The sequence below is a fragment of the Pseudomonas sp. TMW22091 genome (assembly GCF_022496705.1).
GTDB classification, from domain to species: domain Bacteria; phylum Pseudomonadota; class Gammaproteobacteria; order Pseudomonadales; family Pseudomonadaceae; genus Aquipseudomonas; species Aquipseudomonas saxonica.
Genome location: NZ_SCFI01000009.1, coordinates 71,116 through 87,683, shown reverse-complemented (window position 1 = coordinate 87,683; position 16,568 = coordinate 71,116). Strand labels below are relative to the sequence as shown.

Sequence of the window (16,568 nt, the reverse complement as noted above, 5' to 3'; positions counted from 1 at the left end):
CCACGGGTTGATTATGTATTGTCAGATATCAACCCGGAGTTACAAGGTTATCTCGCACTTACCGCCCCCATGTGCCCCGTGTGAATAGAGGTTACTGCCTTCGACACTCACCCCTACTGTACCTTGTACAGGTGAGCCTAAACATCAATACCCACGCCATTGAAGCTAACAGTCGAGCGCCTGGCACACCGCCGTTGCGGCCACACACCAACCTCTCACCTGACGACCGGTATTTAATTTGGCACCTCCATTGCATTGATGGCTCATGGCCATATACTGCCGCTCAAATTTTCCGTTTGAGCAGGGAGCAGGTCATGGGCGTTAAGGTGTATGAAGGCGTTGTAGAGCGTACGAGTAACGCGACCATCACGAACGGAAGACTGACTCGTTACGAGTTCATTGAGATCGGCGGCCAGCGGGTCATGAATGTGCAGGCAGGCAACCTGATCGACACGTTTATTAACGTGGGTGATGACATTGCCATTGGGTGCGATAAAAGCTGGTTTGGCCCGCACAAGGTGTGCGCCATTCGCGAACCTAACGGGCGAATCACTAAAGAAAATCTGGCCGCCTTCATCATCGTGGCACTGATTATGTTCGGGTGCGGCATGGTGTTGGCGTTGATCCCCATGGTCCTCGCCTTCGGCTTTATGTCCCCTGCGGCTGTTTTGACCGTTTGGGTAGGTTTCGCAGCGGGTTTGGCCTGGCTGGTGACGAAAAACCTTTTCAAGGCACGTAACGCGTTAGACGCGCTGCCCAGCAAGAAACCCGTCGTTCAGACCGCCTGATCACGCTGAGCCGCCGAGGGCATCAGTCTAACGGCGGGCCATTGATGCTCTAACGCCCCCTCATTGTAATAAACAGGAGGGGACGTTATGGGCTGCCAGAACCTACGGCCTTGCGCGTCCCCCTTATGCCTGTGCGGCCTCTTCCTTCGTAGCCACAGCCTGCAGCTCCAGTTCACGCACCAGCGGCAACACTCTGCGGCCAAAGTATTCGACTTCTTCCTGGCAATGCAGGAAGCCACTGAGGACCAGATCAACCCCTACCGCTTTGAGCGCCACGATGCGTTCTGCAATTTGTTGGGGGGTTCCAATCAGGTTGGTCTTGAAGCCGTCGTTGTACTGAACCAGATCTTCAAACGTCGACTTGGCCCAGTTACCTTCACCTTCAGGGCTGGCAGCGCCGGCGCTTTTCACTTCGCGACTAAAGCCATTCACGGCGTCAAAGTCGGCCTTGGCAATGATCTCTTCCAGCACTGCCTGCGCCTCTGCCTCGGTTTCACGGGCAATGACGAACGCGTTGACGCCCACTTTGACAGAGTGACCATTGAGGGCCGCTTTGGCGCGAATGTCGTCGATCTGGGCCTTGATGCCTTCTAGGCTGTTGCCATTGGTGAAGTACCAGTCGGAAACGCGGGATGCCATGTCCCGCGCCGCTCGCGAGCTGCCGCCCTGGAATATTTCCGGGTGTGGCTGTTGCAGGGGTTTGGGCTTGAGGGTGTAGTCGTGAAACCGGTAGAAGTCGCCGTAGAAACTGAAGTTATCCTGAGTCCAGATACCTTTGAGGGCCCGGATGAATTCTTCGGAGCGACGATAACGCTCGTCATGGTCGAGCCAGGGTTCACCGATGGCGCGAAACTCGCTTTTGAACCACCCCGATACGATGTTGACCGCGATGCGCCCGTTGGTGAACTGGTCGATGGATGCCAACTGTTTGGCCGCCAGCACCGGGCTCCAGGGGCCGGGCAAGATCGCGGCAATGACTTTGAGCTTTTCTGTGGCAGCCAGTAAGGCATGACTGATGGTCACTGACTCATGCTGGTTGTCTGCGCCGTAGCCGGCTGTAAAACGGATCTGCGACAAGGCGTATTCAAAGCCGGCGTGTTCGGCGATTTGCGCCAGCTTGCGGTTGTAGTCAATGTCCCAATGGGTGCGCTGCTCAATCTTGCTGACCACAAGACCGCCGCTGACGTTGGGCACCCAGTAAGCAAACTTGATGGGGGTCTGGCTCATATGCGTACTCACTTCAGTCATGTTTGAACAGACTGGAGCAGTAACCGTGCCAGATGTTTTATCCCTTTAAAATCAATAAGTTATCAATCCATTAAACGCGTCAGGTGTTGGTTGGTGAACAGTCTGCCGAGCAACTGTTGCCCAACCAACAGCCCTTCACCACACGTATTGCATTCGAAGCGTCCAGGTATTCACATCGGGCGAACCGCTGCGCTCAGCCACCGTATCGGAGTAAGCAATCAACCCGCCGAACTGGGGCGACAACATAAAGCCCAGGGTAGCGCCCACGAGCGTGTTCTCCTGTTTGTTGTTTTGGTTGACGCCGTTGATTTTGGTTTCACCCCCCGTGCTGTAGGTGGTGTCCAGCGAGGCCCACAGCGCCCGATTGAAGGTGTAGCTGTAGTGGCCTTCAATGGCATACAGCGCCTTCTGCTCCAGTTTGTTATCACCCAAATAGTCGTCGTTGTCGCCATACAGCGACACGTAGGTGTTTAGCTCTAGCCACGTGGGACCAATGGGTGTGCCGAACGCCAGTTCAGGCTTAAACACCCACCTATTCGCACCAATATTGATGACCCGATTTTTGTCGTAATCGCCGGTGGGGGTCGTCACCCACAATGCGCCCGTCAGAAACGTCTCCGGCTGCCAGTTGGCAAATTGTTCTTGGCTCAGCGCAGGCCCACCGAACACGTTATGCACCAGCACGACCTGAGTGTCGCCGGTTCCACCGTTATGCTTGGTGCCGTCGAAGAACCGGGCATTGTCAAAGGAAGCACTGACATCCGCGTAAGGCTGAATGATTTGAATCGCTGAGTTACGGCCATCAACCGCAAACGAGCGGGCATAACGCAGAAGGTAAAGGTCGCCCTTGAGCGATAACCCATCGATGGGCAGCGAGGTGTCTATCGGTGTGTTGGAGTCGATCCGGTTGTAATAACCAAAAATCATGTTCAGGTCAGTCGGCAGGTTTTGCCAGTCGCGGGCGTTGTCCGCATGGACTGCGACGGATGACAAACCTACGGTAAAGCCAAGCAGCGTAGCGCTGCACGTGTGCGAGCGAAGGCCCATTGTGCGTCTCCCCAGTGCGTGTATGAGCAAACCCCGGCAACGGTTGCCGGGGTTTCAGTCAGTCTCAGGGAGTGACGATGTTAAACATGGTCGGGAAGGTATCCAGCAACCCCAGCAGTTCTTTGACTTTTTCCGGGTCGCCTTCCACTTTCGCCTTGCCCGCTTCGATTTCCTTGTCCAGTGTCGCCCCGCCCATCATCAGCCCCGCAAATCCTTCTTTGCCTACGGTGAGGGTGGCATCCGGCTTATCGAAGACTTTGTCTTTGGTGTAAATCACCACGCCGTTACGCAGCTCTATCGCGTAGTTTTCGCCTTCAGGCTGCTTCCAGTTCAGCAACAGGTGTTTGCCGATCGCTTTGGGGCCGTTAAGGCGCACACCCAGGTAATCGAGCATCAGGTCAGGACTCATGGCCGCCACCATGTCGGCGCTTGAGGTGGAGATGCCCTTCACATCTGGCACGCCGTTACGCAGCTCGTAAGCACCCATCAGATACTCGTTACGCCAGGTCGGGTTTTCGGTCTGGTAGCCCAGTTGCTCGAACGCATCGGCTTGCAGGTTGCGTGCTGTCTGGTTGGTCGGGTCAGCAAATACCACATGCTTGAGTACCTCGGCCGCCCAGCGGTAGTCACCTTGAGCAATCGACTCCTTGGCCTTGGCGATAATCGCATCAGCACCGCCCATATACTCGACGTACTTCTTGCCAGCTTCTACCGGAGGCAAAGGATGCAGGTTGGCAGGGTTGCTGTCGTACCAGCCCAGGTAACGCTGGTAGACGGCCTTGGCGTTATGGTTCACCGAACCGTAATAGCCCCGGTCGTGCCACTGCTTGCCCGTGCTGTCCGGCAATTGCAGTTGCTCGGCAATCTCGTTCATGGTCAGCCCTTTGTTCGCCATGTTCAGCGACTGATCATGGATGTACTTGAACGTGTCGCGCTGATCACCCAGGAAACTGACGATGCGTTCCTGCCCCCACATTGGCCAGTGGTGCTGGGCAATGACCACTTCCACCTGGTCGCCGTGGGTGTTGATCGCCTCATTGAGGGTTTTCCACCAGTTAGCCGCGTTGCGCACTTGAGCGCCGCGCAAGGTGTAGAGGTTATGCAGGGTGTGGGTGGCATCTTCAGCAGTGTTGAGCATCTTGAACTGCGGGAACCAGATGAGCATTTCTGACGGGGCTTCGGTGCCCGGCGCCATCTGGAATTCCATCTCGACACCATCGACGGTGAGCTTCTCACCGGTCTTGGAAACGGTGTCGGTCGGAGGAATGAGCGTGAACGAGCCCATTGAGGTGGTCTTGCCCAGCCCCGCATCCAATTGGCCGCGCGCACTGCGCGGCAACAAGGCGCCGTACTGGTAAAGCGTGCGTCGGCTCATGGCGTTGCCAGCCAGCACGTTCTCGCTCACGGCCTCTTCCAGGAACCCTTCTGGGGCAATGATCTTGACCTTGCCGGACTTCACGTCGTCTTCGCTGACGATGCCTTTGACACCGCCATAGTGGTCGGCATGACTGTGGGTGTAGATCACCGCCTTCACGGGTTTCTTGGGACGGTTTTTGTAGTAAAGGTCGAGGCCGGCTTTGGCCACTTCGGCCGTGACCAGCGGGTCGATAACGATCAGGCCATTGTCTGATTCGATAATGGTCATGTTGGAGAGGTCGAAACCACGAATCTGGTAGACCTTGTCGGTCACTTTGAACAGACCGTTATTCAAGTTCAGTTCAGCAATGCGCCACAGGCTGGGGTTCACCGTGTCAGGCGCTTCGCCCTTGATGAAGTCATAGCTGGTCAAGTCCCACGCGGTCTGGCCTTTGGCATCTTTTATGGTCATCGGCACTAGCGTTTCGATAAAGCCTTTTTTGGCGTCCTCGAAGTCTTGTTTATCCGCAAACGGTAACTCTTTATACACCGCGGCGTTGGCTTGTCGGGTTTGTTCGCTCGCGTCTTTCGGAGCCTCTTTGGGTGCCTCTTCAGCGAAGGCCAGCACACTGTTGAAACTTAACGCCAAGACCAATACGTGAGAACTGAACTTCATCGAGAACACTCCTGTGAGATGAATTCATACGACTCTTATTGCAGAAAACGCGTTATTACCGACGGCCGGAATCCACCGTGCGGTGGAGCATAGACACAAGATTTACATTTAGCAGGCGAGGCGGCGAACAAGACGCCGGGGGCAGGTAGAAAGCGGGGGCTGAAGCCCGGCAGGCCGGGCTTCAGATGTTGACGATCAGTTGGTTTCCAGGGTGTAGCTTTTGCTCACAAACAGCCCGGCGAACAAGGACTTGTCCTCCTTGAAGGTGTAGTCCTCAGTGAACTTGCCTTCGCTGACCAGTTTCTGGGCGATTCCGCACTCGGAGTCGTTGTGCTTTTTCGCCTTGGCACCGAAGTCGTTCTGGTAGTCAGAAAGCCCTGTTTGTTCACAGTAACCTTCGAAGTCCTGACGCTTGGTTGCGCTCTGGTATTCCTTGAAGCCATCTTCCAGCTGATCAAAACCTTTGTAGGTCAACGAGTAGTTGGCCACTTTGGCTTTGCGGGCAAAGTTTGCGGCTGCATCAGCCAGCACCGACTGCCCCATGGACGTGCTGTAGGCGCCCATGATGAAGCCGCTGTAGGCACCTTTGAGCAATTCCTGCACGTCATCGAGAGGCGGCAGGGTGGCAAATTCAGCGGTGCGAGTGATGCGACCGGTTTCGCTGCCATCATTGCGGTGCACCACGACAAACTTCATCGAGCCTTCACCGTCGTCCGAGCGTTTGAGGGTGAAGTCCAGGTCAACCTTGACCCCGACATCGCCCGTCGCGGTGCTCAGGAACGCACCTGCAAAAGGCAGGCGCGACACAATGTTGCTGCCCCACGAGTAGTTGGAGTTGACCACTCGGCCATTGGCGTCCAGTTCGGCACGCGGCTGAATTTCATCCGCCACTTCCGAAACCAGCACCACTTCGGAACCCGCGTGAGAGATGTACGGGTTGGCCATGTCCAGACCTTTGAGCTGGACGCGAATTTCGCCATCCTTGCTGTCACCGGAGCGGCTGATTTTCAGAGAGTCAGCCTTCAGGTAAACGCCACCCGCATTGCCACCGCCGGTGCTGGCGTTGAGCAGGTAACGCGACCACGCTGACAGCCCGGTTTCATTGGACGCACCGTTGGCACCGCCCAGCAACGACAGCATGCCTTTGAGAAAGCCTTGCGCGCCGTTGGTTTGCGCCGCGACCAGGCGGATTTCAGGCTCGTCCACGGTGAGGTTGCCGGAGAAGATGGAGTAGGAAACATCCCCCTCGTTGAGCACATCCGTGAGGAAGAACTGCTCTTTCAGGTCTTCGTAGTAACCCAGTGTTTTCTTTTTACCGGCGCTCGACATCATCGACGCCGTCACCCCGAAGACCACCACGACGGCGGCCGCCACGGCGATGATCGTTTGTTTCTTGTTCAGCGCTTTCATAGGGACGAGGCCTCAACTTGGGCAGATGCTTGCTGCCAGGCATTCACAAACTGCTGGGACACGTCAGGGGTCCAGCTAAAGTCGATTCCGGCATTTGGAAACTCCTTGGCCAGCACCACGCCGAAGGACACACGGTCGGCGCAGTGATCCTGTGCGCACGCCTCGGGGATGCCCGCCGAGTACACGCGGTAGGTTGGAATGGCACGGCCATCCACCAGCGGCACGTAAGGCGTCATGTTGGCGGCATAGAGCACGTACCACTGTTCTTCCAGATCGGTCTCAGCCTGCACACGGCCTTTGCGCGGGAAGTCGATGTCATAGAAATCGCCACGTTTACCGGTGACGTGGATCATCATCGGCTCAGCGGATTTTGAGCTCGACGGGTTGAGCAGCACCATCGGTGCCGGGAACGCCACTTTGATACCGGCCATTTGCGCCAGCGCTTCCGTCTCGCGACCTTCAAACGCCTTCATGCCGCTTTTCAGCTGCTCGTAGCGCTCCAGAATGCGGGCGTGCAAGCGGGCTTGTTGTTCCAGCTGACGACGGGCTTCGCGCACGCGCAACTCTTCACGGCGCTGGCTGAAATTGGTGCCTTCGCGTACATCAAAATAGAACTCACCACGGTTTTCACCCATGCGCGTGCGCACGATTTTCAGGTCGTCGCTGGAGCTGTAACCCTCTGGGTAGAGCGTGTCCAAGTTCTTGGCGATAAACAGGTTGTTAACCCGCGCGGTGGTCGGCGAGAGGGTTTTGATCAGCTGGAAAATCTCGGTCACGGCCTGTTTGTACTGAACCGGGTCCAGGGCAAACGCTTCGTTCGTGGTGACCGCCACGTAATACGGGTCGCTGTTGAACGGTGTCAGCACGCGGTAGCGCGAGCGATCAAACGCCAGGTAGACCTTCATGCTGCGGGCCGGGATTTCACCTAACTCGAACAAGGCCTGATCGGCATTGGGGCTCAGGTACGACAGCGCCTTGCCCTTGACCACAGGGGCCGTCGACTGACTGAACATCAGGCCGCTCGGGTGGACGTAGGCACGGTTCCAGGAGTCGCCGCGATAGGTGTTGGGGATCGACCAACGCACCTTGTCGAACTCACCTTCAGCGTACCCGGAGGCTGCGCAGGGCATGGCCGGTGACGAGGCGAACGCGATACTCGGGTCGCTGGAATCCATGGCGGTTTTACTGAGCAGCCACTTGCACCCTGCGCCGTCAGTGATCGTCATCAGGTTTTTGTTGCCCACAACCAGCGAGCGGCCGAAGTCAGCCGTGGGGGCAGCGGCAATTGCCGCTTTGGGCGCTTGTGGCGCGACAACGGCAGGCTCGATGCTGACCGGCGTGACCACAGGTGCCGGGATCGGCGCTGGGGAGGCAACAGGAGCTGGGGCTTGAGCGACAACCGGGGGCGCTACTGCTGCTGGCGCTTGTGCAACAGGGGCGGCAACAACCGGTGCTGGCGCATCGACAACAACCGGTGCAGCGACCTGAGCTGGTGCTGGTGCTGCAACCGGCGCAGCAACAGGGGCCGGTGCTTGCGCAACAACTGGCGCAACCACGGGTGCGGGTGCTGGCGTTTCAGCCGCAACTGGCGCGGCAACCGGCGCTTCAACCACCGCTGGGGCTGCAGTCAAGGTCGCGAGGCCCATCTGGGTCGCCGTGCCGACGCCTGTGGCGTATACCGCCCCCTTGGCATCGACGGCTTTCCAGCTGACCTTGGCGCTCGGGCATTCTTGCCCAAGGATAAAGGGCAGCTTGCTGAGCAGGCCGTTCAAGGGTTTCTGATCATCCCAAACGGGACGTTGCATGGTGATGGCGATTTCAGGCTTGCACCAGTTGGTCGCGTCCCCTTCTACCAACACGTGGATCTGTTCAGACTTGGAGTACGCTAATTCATGTGAGTACGCTTGAGGCACAAGGCCGCAAGCACTCACCACTGCGAGAGCGAGTGCATGGTTCTTCATGGGGGTCCTTAAATGAGTTCCCAGGTGCCGTTGGCTTGTTTGCAGAACGTGTTGTTCTCTTGCTCGTTGTCACCGTTGGCCGCTTTGAGGCTGACGGTCACCGGGCGGCACGAGGTCTCTGCGACCACTTGCTGGGTTTGCAGCGACGGGATAGCGTCCAGGTCGAACGCTTTGGTTTCTTTGTCGGCTGAGACGTTCATGTCGTCGAGGTTGACCGCCGGTTTGATGTTTTTGGCCAGAGCCACCGAGGACGGTTGCACCAGATCCTTGTGCACGTAACCCACGGTCACGCCCTTGCGCCCTACCAGAATCCAGTCGCCCGTCGACCCCACGGCCGTGAACTCGGTGCCGGGCTTGAGGCCACCGACCTTGCTGGCATTCTTGTTGGGAGCCGAGCGCACGTTGGAGCTGCTTTTGGTCATGTAGGGCTCGTTGATCAATTGCAGCGAAGGTACCGCTGCGATCTTCGGCGCGCGCTTCACTTCAACCGTTTTGCTCTGGGTGAACTCTTTACCCTGCACGATTTCGGCCGTCGCACCGGAGTGCGCAGAGGTCCACTTCACTGGCTGTGCAGACGCCGTAGTGGACTGGTTCAACGCTTGTTGAGTGCGCAGTGCCAGGGCTTGCTTGTCTTGTTCATCGAGCATGGCGCCGATCTTGTTGCCGATCAAACTACCGATGGTTGTGGTCAGCAGCACCGCAATGATTTTGCCGTTGCCACTGCCGATAAACGATCCGGCGACAGCGCCCGCAACAGCGCCGATGGCGGTGCCGTATTGCTGCTTGTTGATATTGCCCATTTGGGCGCAGCCAGAGCTGGTCGCAATCGCTACAGCGAGCATGGATACGATGAACTTTTTACGCACGGTGACTCTCCCTTGTGTGTCGCATCACTCCGCTCTCAGCAGAGGTTTTGTAAGGTTGTAAAGCATGGCTTGCGAGGTCATGGCCCAGTCGAATACCGAAGCCACCAACACCGGTTGCCGCCCCTGACTTCTGAAGGCATCGCGGTAACCCGCGGAGTCGACGATGCCGTTGCTGAGCGCCAGCGGCACAACGACAATCACGGCTATAGCCAGGGGTCGCACAAAGCGGATACGGCGACGCAGCGGTCTCAAGGCTTCAATACTGGAGATGATCAAGACCACCAGACTGATGGCGCCGAAGAACAAGCCGCTCAATAAAGAAAAGGGGATGAACCACATGTTTTTGACCACGTTGAGGCCTTCCAGCCCCTTGATGTCGGTGTGGGCGACATCAACGGCCATGTTGTCGGCAATGGCGGGCAGGTAACCCTGAAATTGCTCGCGGGTGGCGAACAGGTTCATCCCCTTCACATACAGTGGGCCCAATGTGGTTTGGGCCATATGGCGAATTTCGGGGGTGGCCATCAACGCGTCGCGACTGCGGATACCCGGCTGGATAGAGCGGGCGTATTCGTCAAGGGACGGCGTGTAGCCCAGATCGCGCCCTGCACGCGGCCAGGGGATCGGCTTGTGGTCGTTGCCGCCTATCCCAGCGGCGCGCAGGCCTTCAAGTTTTGCGTAGGCCCGTATGATGTCCTCGGCCGAAGGAACAGCGTTTTCTGTCAGGCGCTCGTACAACGCCTCACCATTTCGCACGGTATAGCCCCGAAAAACAGCGGCGGCAAAACCCTGAAAATTCCTGTCGATACGTTCTACATAAGAACCTTGCACGCTCATCAGCACGCCAAGGTTGGCGATAAAGGCTTTGCCCTCGCCCCGATCCTTGTACGCTTTATAGGGCAACCCCTGAATAGTCAGCGAGTCGTAAAGCAGCCCTTTTTTAGTCACGTAGGCGTACAAGCTGCTGACCCGTAACGCGCCTGGGAATTGCTCTGCAATCCAGTCCGGCGCAGCGCCCTGGAACCACCAGGTGGCAGGCGTGACGATCAGCGTCGAGGCGGCCAGCCAGACCCACAACACCCGGCCTTTGTCTTTGAAACGGTGGTAGCACAGGCGCCAAACGAGCAAGCACATACTGGTCGAGGCCAACAGTTGGCTGAAGAGTTCCAGTGCTTCGAGTTGTTTGAGAGGGATGTCGGCCCCGGCCATATTCAACAGTTCTGCGTTGAACAACAGGCTGCAAATCAGATAGATCGCGTTCAAGACGACGAGTGCAACGAGCATCCAACGAGTCCTTGTCAGAATGGCGGCAGTGAGCGTTGGAAAAGAGGGGGTGCTCAAAACGGGGTAGCATATTGCCATCTCATTCCCTGAGACACCACTGCTAATCGAGGCGGCGCAAGTGTTGGCCCAGCAACAGCGCAGCAACATTGTTGTTGCGTGAGTGTCGTGTAGCCGCTGACGAGGAACGAGGCTGCGTTCGGCTGCGCAGCAGTCGCGACCTGACACCGTGGCGTGTCATGGCCATTCCAGGCGCCGTTTTTACGGGGGCTGCGCATACGATCGCAGCCTGCGGCAGCGGCTACAGCAGGTGCGGGCACACTTATTGCTCTGACCCATTAAACGACCTTCACTGTGGAGTCATTCAATGGGTAATGTCCAAACCGCAGGCGCTGTGCCGCAGGCGTTGTGGCGCCAGGCACCGATCGGCGAGTTGGTCGATCTGGGGCAGATCTATCGCGGACCGCTGGCGCTGTTACGCCTGCAAAGCGCACCCAAGCGGATTTTGAGCCGTCGCGAGGCCGTGTTGCTGGGGCTGTTTGCCATAGCACTGCACGGCGCGGTGATTTATTGGGTAAGCCAGTCACCGGCCACCGTGTTGCCCATCGTGCCGCCGGAAGTGCCACCGATGACCATCGAGTTTTCCGCGCCAGCGCCGGTGATTGAAACACCGCCCCCGCCGCCTGAACCTGTGGTACAGCCAGTCGTGGAGCCACCGCCGCCTGTCGTCGATGAACTGGCCGCCAAACCGGCTCCCAAGCCCAAACCCAAACCCAAGCAGGTCATCAAGCCGGTGGCCAAACCCGTGGCCAAACCGGTCGAGCAACCTCCAGCGCCGCCCGCGCCGCCCGTTGCTGCACCCGCGCCCCCCGCTCCCGCTGCGCCCAAACCGGTGACCCCGGCATCCGCCAACGCCGGCTACTTACACAACCCGGCGCCGGAATATCCGTCGCTGGCCATGCGTCGCGGCTGGGAGGGCACGGTACTGCTGCGTATACACGTGCTGGCGAGTGGCAAACCCGGCGAAATCCAGATCCAGAAAAGCAGCGGTCGCACCCCGCTGGATGACGCCGCACTGGCCGCTGTCAAACGCTGGAGTTTTGTCCCGGCCAAACAGGGTGATGTGGCCCAGGACGGCTGGGTGAGCGTGCCCATCGACTTCAAGATCAACTGATTACACCCCTATCGAATCCTGCGGGCTACCTGACAAAAGGCGCATCGCTACACACGACTCAATGCCTTGTTGGAGAGCCACACCATGAACCTGATCGCGTCCCCTTTTGAATCCATCGAACATGCGGTCATCTGGCTGCTGATTATTTTCTCCGTCGCCACGTGGGGCTTGGCCCTGCTCAAGGGCGTGCAGTTCAACCGCCTGAAACGTCAGGACAAACGCTTTCTTAAACAATTCTGGGGGGCCACCAGCCTGGACTCGGCCGCCGAGCTCGCCAACCAGTCGCCCGGCGCAGCAGCCCGCGTCGCCCAAGCGGGCTATGCAGCCATACAAGTAGGTGAAAGCACTCACGCCACCGACTTGAGCCACTCGATCAACCATCAAGACCGCCTCGAACGCTCACTGCGTCAGCAAATCGTGCGCGAACGCCGCTCGCTGGAAACTGGCCTCGCAATCCTGGCCAGTATCGGCAGCACCTCGCCTTTTATCGGCCTGTTCGGCACAGTGTGGGGCATCATGTCGGCGCTTAAAGGCATCAGTGCCGCAGGTTCCGCCAGCCTCGAAACCGTGGCCGGGCCGATTGGTGCGGCACTGGTGGCCACGGGGGTCGGTATTGCCGTCGCCGTGCCTGCCGTACTGGTTTACAACTACTTTCTGCGCCGTCTGAAACTGACCGCCGCTGACCTGGATGACTTCGCCCACGACTTCTACAGCCTTGCGCAAAAGAATGCATTCCGCGTGCTGTTACACCCGGTGTTGAACAAGCCTGCGACCACCGGCGCCGGTCAAAACGTCAAAGAGGCTTCCTGATATGGCTTTCTCGACGCAAGACAGCGATGAAGTGATGAGCGAAATCAACGTCACGCCACTCGTTGACGTGATGTTGGTGCTGCTGGTGGTGTTTATCGTCACTGCGCCCCTGCTGACCAACTCGATCCCGATCAACCTGCCCAAGACCGAATCGGTAGCCCCGGTGGAGCAAAAAGACCCGTTGGTGGTGAGCATCAACGACACGGGCAAAGTGTTCATCAACAAGGACGAAGTGCAGCCGGACGTGCTGGAGTTCAACCTTAAATCGGCCAAAGCCAAAGACCCTGAAGTGCGTGTGCAACTACAGGCAGACAACGGCGTGAACTACGGCGAAGTAGCCCGCGCCATGGCCTCGATTGAACGGGCGGGCATCACCAAACTGTCGGTGATTACGGCGAAGTAAGTCACCTACCCTCTGCACACTGCCTCAATACCAAATCTTCGACAGGATGATCCCGGCGCCATGCCGGGATCACGGCCTGCGGCAGGTCAGAATCCACGTCGCGAAGGACAACTGCACACGACAACCGTGATTCGACGCCCACCTGCTGACGAGCTTTTACCTCGCCAGACACCACATAAAACCTCGTTTCCCCCGCGTGCAGGCATCGACAGAATGCAGCCATGCCCCGCCTACGAGGAAAGGACGATGAACACACCCACGCATCAACGCATTCGCATGTTTAACACCCGGCAAACGTATCCCAATCAGAATCTGGATAACGACCTCTGCCAAGCGGTTAGAGCCGGAAATACTGTGTATGTGCGCGGTCAGATTGGCACTGACTTTGAGGGTAACCTGATCGGGCTGGGCGACCCCCGTGCGCAGGCCGAACAGGCGATGCGTAACGTCAAGCAACTGCTGGAAGAGGCCGGCAGCGACTTGAGTCATATCGTAAAGACCACTACCTACCTGACGGATCCGCGCTATCGCGAGCCGGTGTATCAAGAGGTCGGCAAATGGCTCAAAGGGGTGTTTCCGATTTCCACCGGACTGGTTATTTCCGGGCTCGGGCAACCTGAGTGGTTGATGGAAATTGATGTCATTGCGGTTATTCCGGACTGAACAGGACGCTTCTCTCATGACGTTTTCAATCGTCGGCCGTTGCGCCGAAACCGGACAACTGGGCATTGCCATCAGCTCTTCCAGCATTGCCGTAGGCGCTCGTTGCCCTTGGCTTCGCCCGGGAGTGGGCGCTGTGTCCACGCAAAACATTACCCTGCCCGCACTCGGCCCGCAGGTACTCGATCAACTGGAAGGCGGTGACTCGCCCGCTCTGGCGCTGGACGCCGTGTTGACCCGCAACGGTTACAGCCAGTTTCGCCAGGTAACGGCCATCGATCATCTGGGCCAGACCTCACACTTCAGCGGCAGTGAGACCCTCGGGGTGCATCACGCCCTGTGCGGCGAGCAGTGCGTCGCTGCGGGCAATATGCTAGTCGATCAGGCCGTTATCGACACGTTGGTACACACCTTCGAAAGCGCCGGCGGCCAACTCGCTGATCGCCTGATCGCGGCCATGCAGGCAGCCATTGCTGCCGGAGGCGAAGCAGGCCCGGTGCATTCAGCCGCGCTAAAGGTGGTGGGTGATTTGACCTGGCCAATTGTCGATCTGCGGGTCGACTGGGCTGATGACGCCCCCATCGACCAATTGGCCAAATTGTGGCTCGATTATCGGCCGCAAATGCAGGATTACATTACCCGTGCGCTGGACCCGACCAAGGCCCCTCGCTATGGCGTGCCCGGGGACGAATAAATGAGCCGCAGCCGAGAATTGCTGTCCCACTTAATAGCGTTCGACACCACCAGCCGTGAATCGAACCTTGACCTGATCAGGTTCGTACACGATTACCTTGCCGAGGTGGGCGTGTCATGCGAGCTGATCTATAACGAAACGCGCAGCAAAGCCAATCTGTTCGCCACCCTTGGCCCCGATGATCGACCCGGGATTGTGCTGTCCGGGCACACCGATGTGGTACCGGTAGATGGCCAGCCGTGGACCGTCGAACCGTTCGCGCTGACCGAGCGTGACGGCCGTTTGTACGGACGCGGCAGCGCTGACATGAAGGGCTTTATCGCCTGTGTGCTGGCGCTGGTACCGCAATTAATTGAGGCCCCCTTGCGCATGCCCGTGCACATCGCCTTGTCCTATGACGAGGAAGTGGGCTGCCTCGGTGTGCACTCGCTGCTCGCTGAACTGCAGAAACGAACACACACGCCTTTGCTGTGCATCATTGGTGAACCCACTGAGCTCAAACCGGTGCTCGGCCACAAAGGTAAATTGGCCATGCGCTGTGACGTGCACGGCGCAGCGTGCCATTCAGCCTACGCACCGCAAGGGGTCAATGCCATTGAATATGCGACGCAACTGATTAGCGAGTTGTGCCGCATCGGCGCAGATCTGCGTACTCCTGAACAACAGGACGCGCGTTTTACCCCACCGTTTTCAACCGTGCAAACCGGGGTGATTCACGGCGGCCAGGCCCTGAATATTGTGCCGGCAGACTGTCGTTTCGACTTTGAAGTGCGCGCCCTGCCGACTCATGACCCGCGCGAGGTGGCAGCCCAACTCGCTCGCTTCGCCGAGCACGCGGTATTGCCGCGTATGCAGGCTGTAAATGCGTCCAGCAGCATCCGCTTCACCGAATTGTCGTCTTACCCGGCGTTGGCCACGGATGCTCGCAGCGAGGCTGCGCAATTGATCTCGCAACTGTGCGGGTCGAGCGACTTCAGCACAGTGGCGTTTGGTACTGAAGGCGGGTTGTTTGACGCCATCGGCATTGCCACCGTGGTCTGCGGGCCGGGGAGTATGGAACAGGGCCACAAGCCCGATGAGTTCGTCAGCATTGAGCAGTTGGCCGCCTGCGATGCAATGCTTGAACGCCTTGTGCTACACCTGCGCCTCTGAAGCGAAGACTTCCTGACAGTAATCGACAAACAGCTGTGCCGGCTTAGTCATCTGCGCCCGACGCAGCCAGGCAGCCGAAAGACCCGAGCCGGTGACCTGCTCAGCCAAGGGCACGCACACCACTTTTTGCCCATCGTAGGTGTATTCGGAGTGAGGCCGGGTCACCAGCAGTGAAAAGCCAAAACCACGACCGACCATGCCGCGCACCATTTCAATCGACGGCGAACTGAACTGGATATTCGGATTCAGCCCACGCTCTTCAAAGATGCTCACAAAGTAGGTGCGACTGGGCTGCACATCGAGCAGCACCATCGGTTCCAGCACCAGATCGTTCAACGAAACCTTGGCTTGCATGGCAAACCGATGCCCTTCGGGCAGCAACGCGTAAGGTTGCTGCGGCGCCATTAGCCGAGCCGTATCAATCGTGCTGTCCAGGTCGTGTTCATAGAGCATCGCAAGATCGATGCTGCCCGAAGTGAGCGCTTGCACCAGCTCTTGCTGCTCGCCATCTCGAATACGGATTTCCACCCCCGGCCAGCGATCGCGAAAGCCGGTAATCAATCGCGGCAAGTACAGGGGGGCGACCGTCTCAAAGCAACCAATATCAATCTGACCGGAGACGACATCGTTATCGGCCAATGCGTTCTGTTCAAACTCGCGGGCGACCCGCAACAACTCCTGAGCCTTGCGATAAAAGCGTGCCCCGCCGGGTGTCAACGACACGCCTTGTGCATGGTGGCGAATAAACAATTGCACGGCAAAGCTTTCTTCCAGTTGCTTGATTGCGGTCGAGACGGAAGGTTGCGCGATATACAACTTGCGTGAGGCCTCGGCCACGCTGCCGCATTCGACGGTGGTAATAAAATATTTGAGTTGTCGCAGGTTATAAGCGGCCATCAGATCCTCTGCGCGGTCATGTTTGTGACCCAAAGTGGAGCAGTGAAAGTGTCGTGCGGATCTTTCGCACGCCCCACGCCAGCCGAGCAATTTCCACGCCACAAGCCCTGCCTTTGCTGTGCTCACCCACGCTTGAGCCCCAGCC

Annotated in this window: 15 protein-coding genes; 7 read left to right on the top strand and 8 right to left on the bottom strand. The window is 58.1% G+C overall.

From position 1 onward, the window contains the following. Window positions 1–314: 314 nt before the first annotated feature. Entirely contained in the window at window positions 315–788 is a 474-nt protein-coding gene (locus EQV93_RS17015; RefSeq protein ID WP_146426399.1) for a hypothetical protein, read from the top strand. A 123-nt stretch (window positions 789–911) separates the two neighbouring features. Here EQV93_RS17015 and sfnG read toward each other — a convergent pair whose 3' ends face one another. From sfnG to EQV93_RS16980, 7 genes are all read right to left on the bottom strand, one after another. Further along, window positions 912–2,015 (bottom strand): dimethylsulfone monooxygenase SfnG, encoded by a 1,104-nt coding sequence (gene sfnG, locus EQV93_RS17010; RefSeq protein ID WP_240892011.1) that lies wholly within the window; start codon window positions 2,013–2,015, stop codon window positions 912–914. A gap of 156 nt (window positions 2,016–2,171) precedes the next feature. Then, entirely contained in the window at window positions 2,172–3,083 is a 912-nt protein-coding gene (locus tag EQV93_RS17005; protein WP_240892010.1) for a transporter, read from the bottom strand. Between the two features lie 64 nt (window positions 3,084–3,147). Beyond that, entirely contained in the window at window positions 3,148–5,115 is a 1,968-nt protein-coding gene (locus EQV93_RS17000; RefSeq protein ID WP_240892009.1) for an alkyl/aryl-sulfatase, read from the bottom strand. Window positions 5,116–5,310: 195 nt separating this feature from the next. After that, on the bottom strand, window positions 5,311–6,525 hold the full coding sequence (locus EQV93_RS16995; protein ID WP_122783749.1) for a hypothetical protein: 1,215 nt from the start codon (window positions 6,523–6,525) through the stop codon (window positions 5,311–5,313). Next, entirely contained in the window at window positions 6,522–8,486 is a 1,965-nt protein-coding gene (locus tag EQV93_RS16990; RefSeq protein ID WP_240892008.1) for a hypothetical protein, read from the bottom strand. The genes EQV93_RS16995 and EQV93_RS16990 overlap by 4 nt, the downstream gene beginning before the upstream one ends. An 8-nt stretch (window positions 8,487–8,494) precedes the next feature. Next, the gene (locus tag EQV93_RS16985; protein WP_146426401.1) at window positions 8,495–9,352 is read right to left on the bottom strand and encodes an SH3 domain-containing protein; all 858 of its coding nucleotides are present in this window, start codon (window positions 9,350–9,352) and stop codon (window positions 8,495–8,497) included. A 24-nt stretch (window positions 9,353–9,376) separates the two neighbouring features. Then, the gene (locus EQV93_RS16980; protein ID WP_167654289.1) at window positions 9,377–10,636 is read right to left on the bottom strand and encodes a hypothetical protein; all 1,260 of its coding nucleotides are present in this window, start codon (window positions 10,634–10,636) and stop codon (window positions 9,377–9,379) included. A gap of 364 nt (window positions 10,637–11,000) precedes the next feature. Here EQV93_RS16980 and EQV93_RS16975 point away from each other — a divergent pair, with 364 nt between their 5' ends. The 6 genes from EQV93_RS16975 to argE all read left to right on the top strand — a co-directional run bounded on the left by EQV93_RS16975 (window position 11,001) and on the right by argE (window position 15,526). Beyond that, complete coding sequence (locus tag EQV93_RS16975) at window positions 11,001–11,807, top strand: energy transducer TonB (protein ID WP_240892007.1); 807 nt, start codon at window positions 11,001–11,003, stop codon at window positions 11,805–11,807. Between the two features lie 84 nt (window positions 11,808–11,891). Next, a complete protein-coding gene (locus EQV93_RS16970; RefSeq protein WP_122783753.1) occupies window positions 11,892–12,617 on the top strand; it encodes a MotA/TolQ/ExbB proton channel family protein in 726 nt (241 codons plus the stop codon). A gap of 1 nt (window position 12,618) precedes the next feature. Next, window positions 12,619–13,020, top strand: a complete 402-nt coding sequence (locus tag EQV93_RS16965; protein WP_122783754.1) for an ExbD/TolR family protein — start codon at window positions 12,619–12,621, stop codon at window positions 13,018–13,020. Between the two features lie 246 nt (window positions 13,021–13,266). Beyond that, a complete protein-coding gene (locus EQV93_RS16960; protein WP_146426402.1) occupies window positions 13,267–13,683 on the top strand; it encodes a RidA family protein in 417 nt (138 codons plus the stop codon). Window positions 13,684–13,699: 16 nt separating this feature from the next. Continuing rightward, window positions 13,700–14,374, top strand: coding sequence for a DUF1028 domain-containing protein (locus tag EQV93_RS16955; RefSeq protein ID WP_240892006.1), 675 nt, complete (start codon window positions 13,700–13,702; stop codon window positions 14,372–14,374). Next, window positions 14,375–15,526 (top strand): acetylornithine deacetylase, encoded by a 1,152-nt coding sequence (gene argE, locus EQV93_RS16950; protein ID WP_240892005.1) that lies wholly within the window; start codon window positions 14,375–14,377, stop codon window positions 15,524–15,526. Here the strand turns inward: argE and EQV93_RS16945 are convergent. After that, complete coding sequence (locus EQV93_RS16945; protein WP_240892004.1) at window positions 15,509–16,423, bottom strand: LysR substrate-binding domain-containing protein; 915 nt, start codon at window positions 16,421–16,423, stop codon at window positions 15,509–15,511. The genes argE and EQV93_RS16945 overlap by 18 nt on opposite strands. Window positions 16,424–16,568 lie beyond the last annotated feature (145 nt).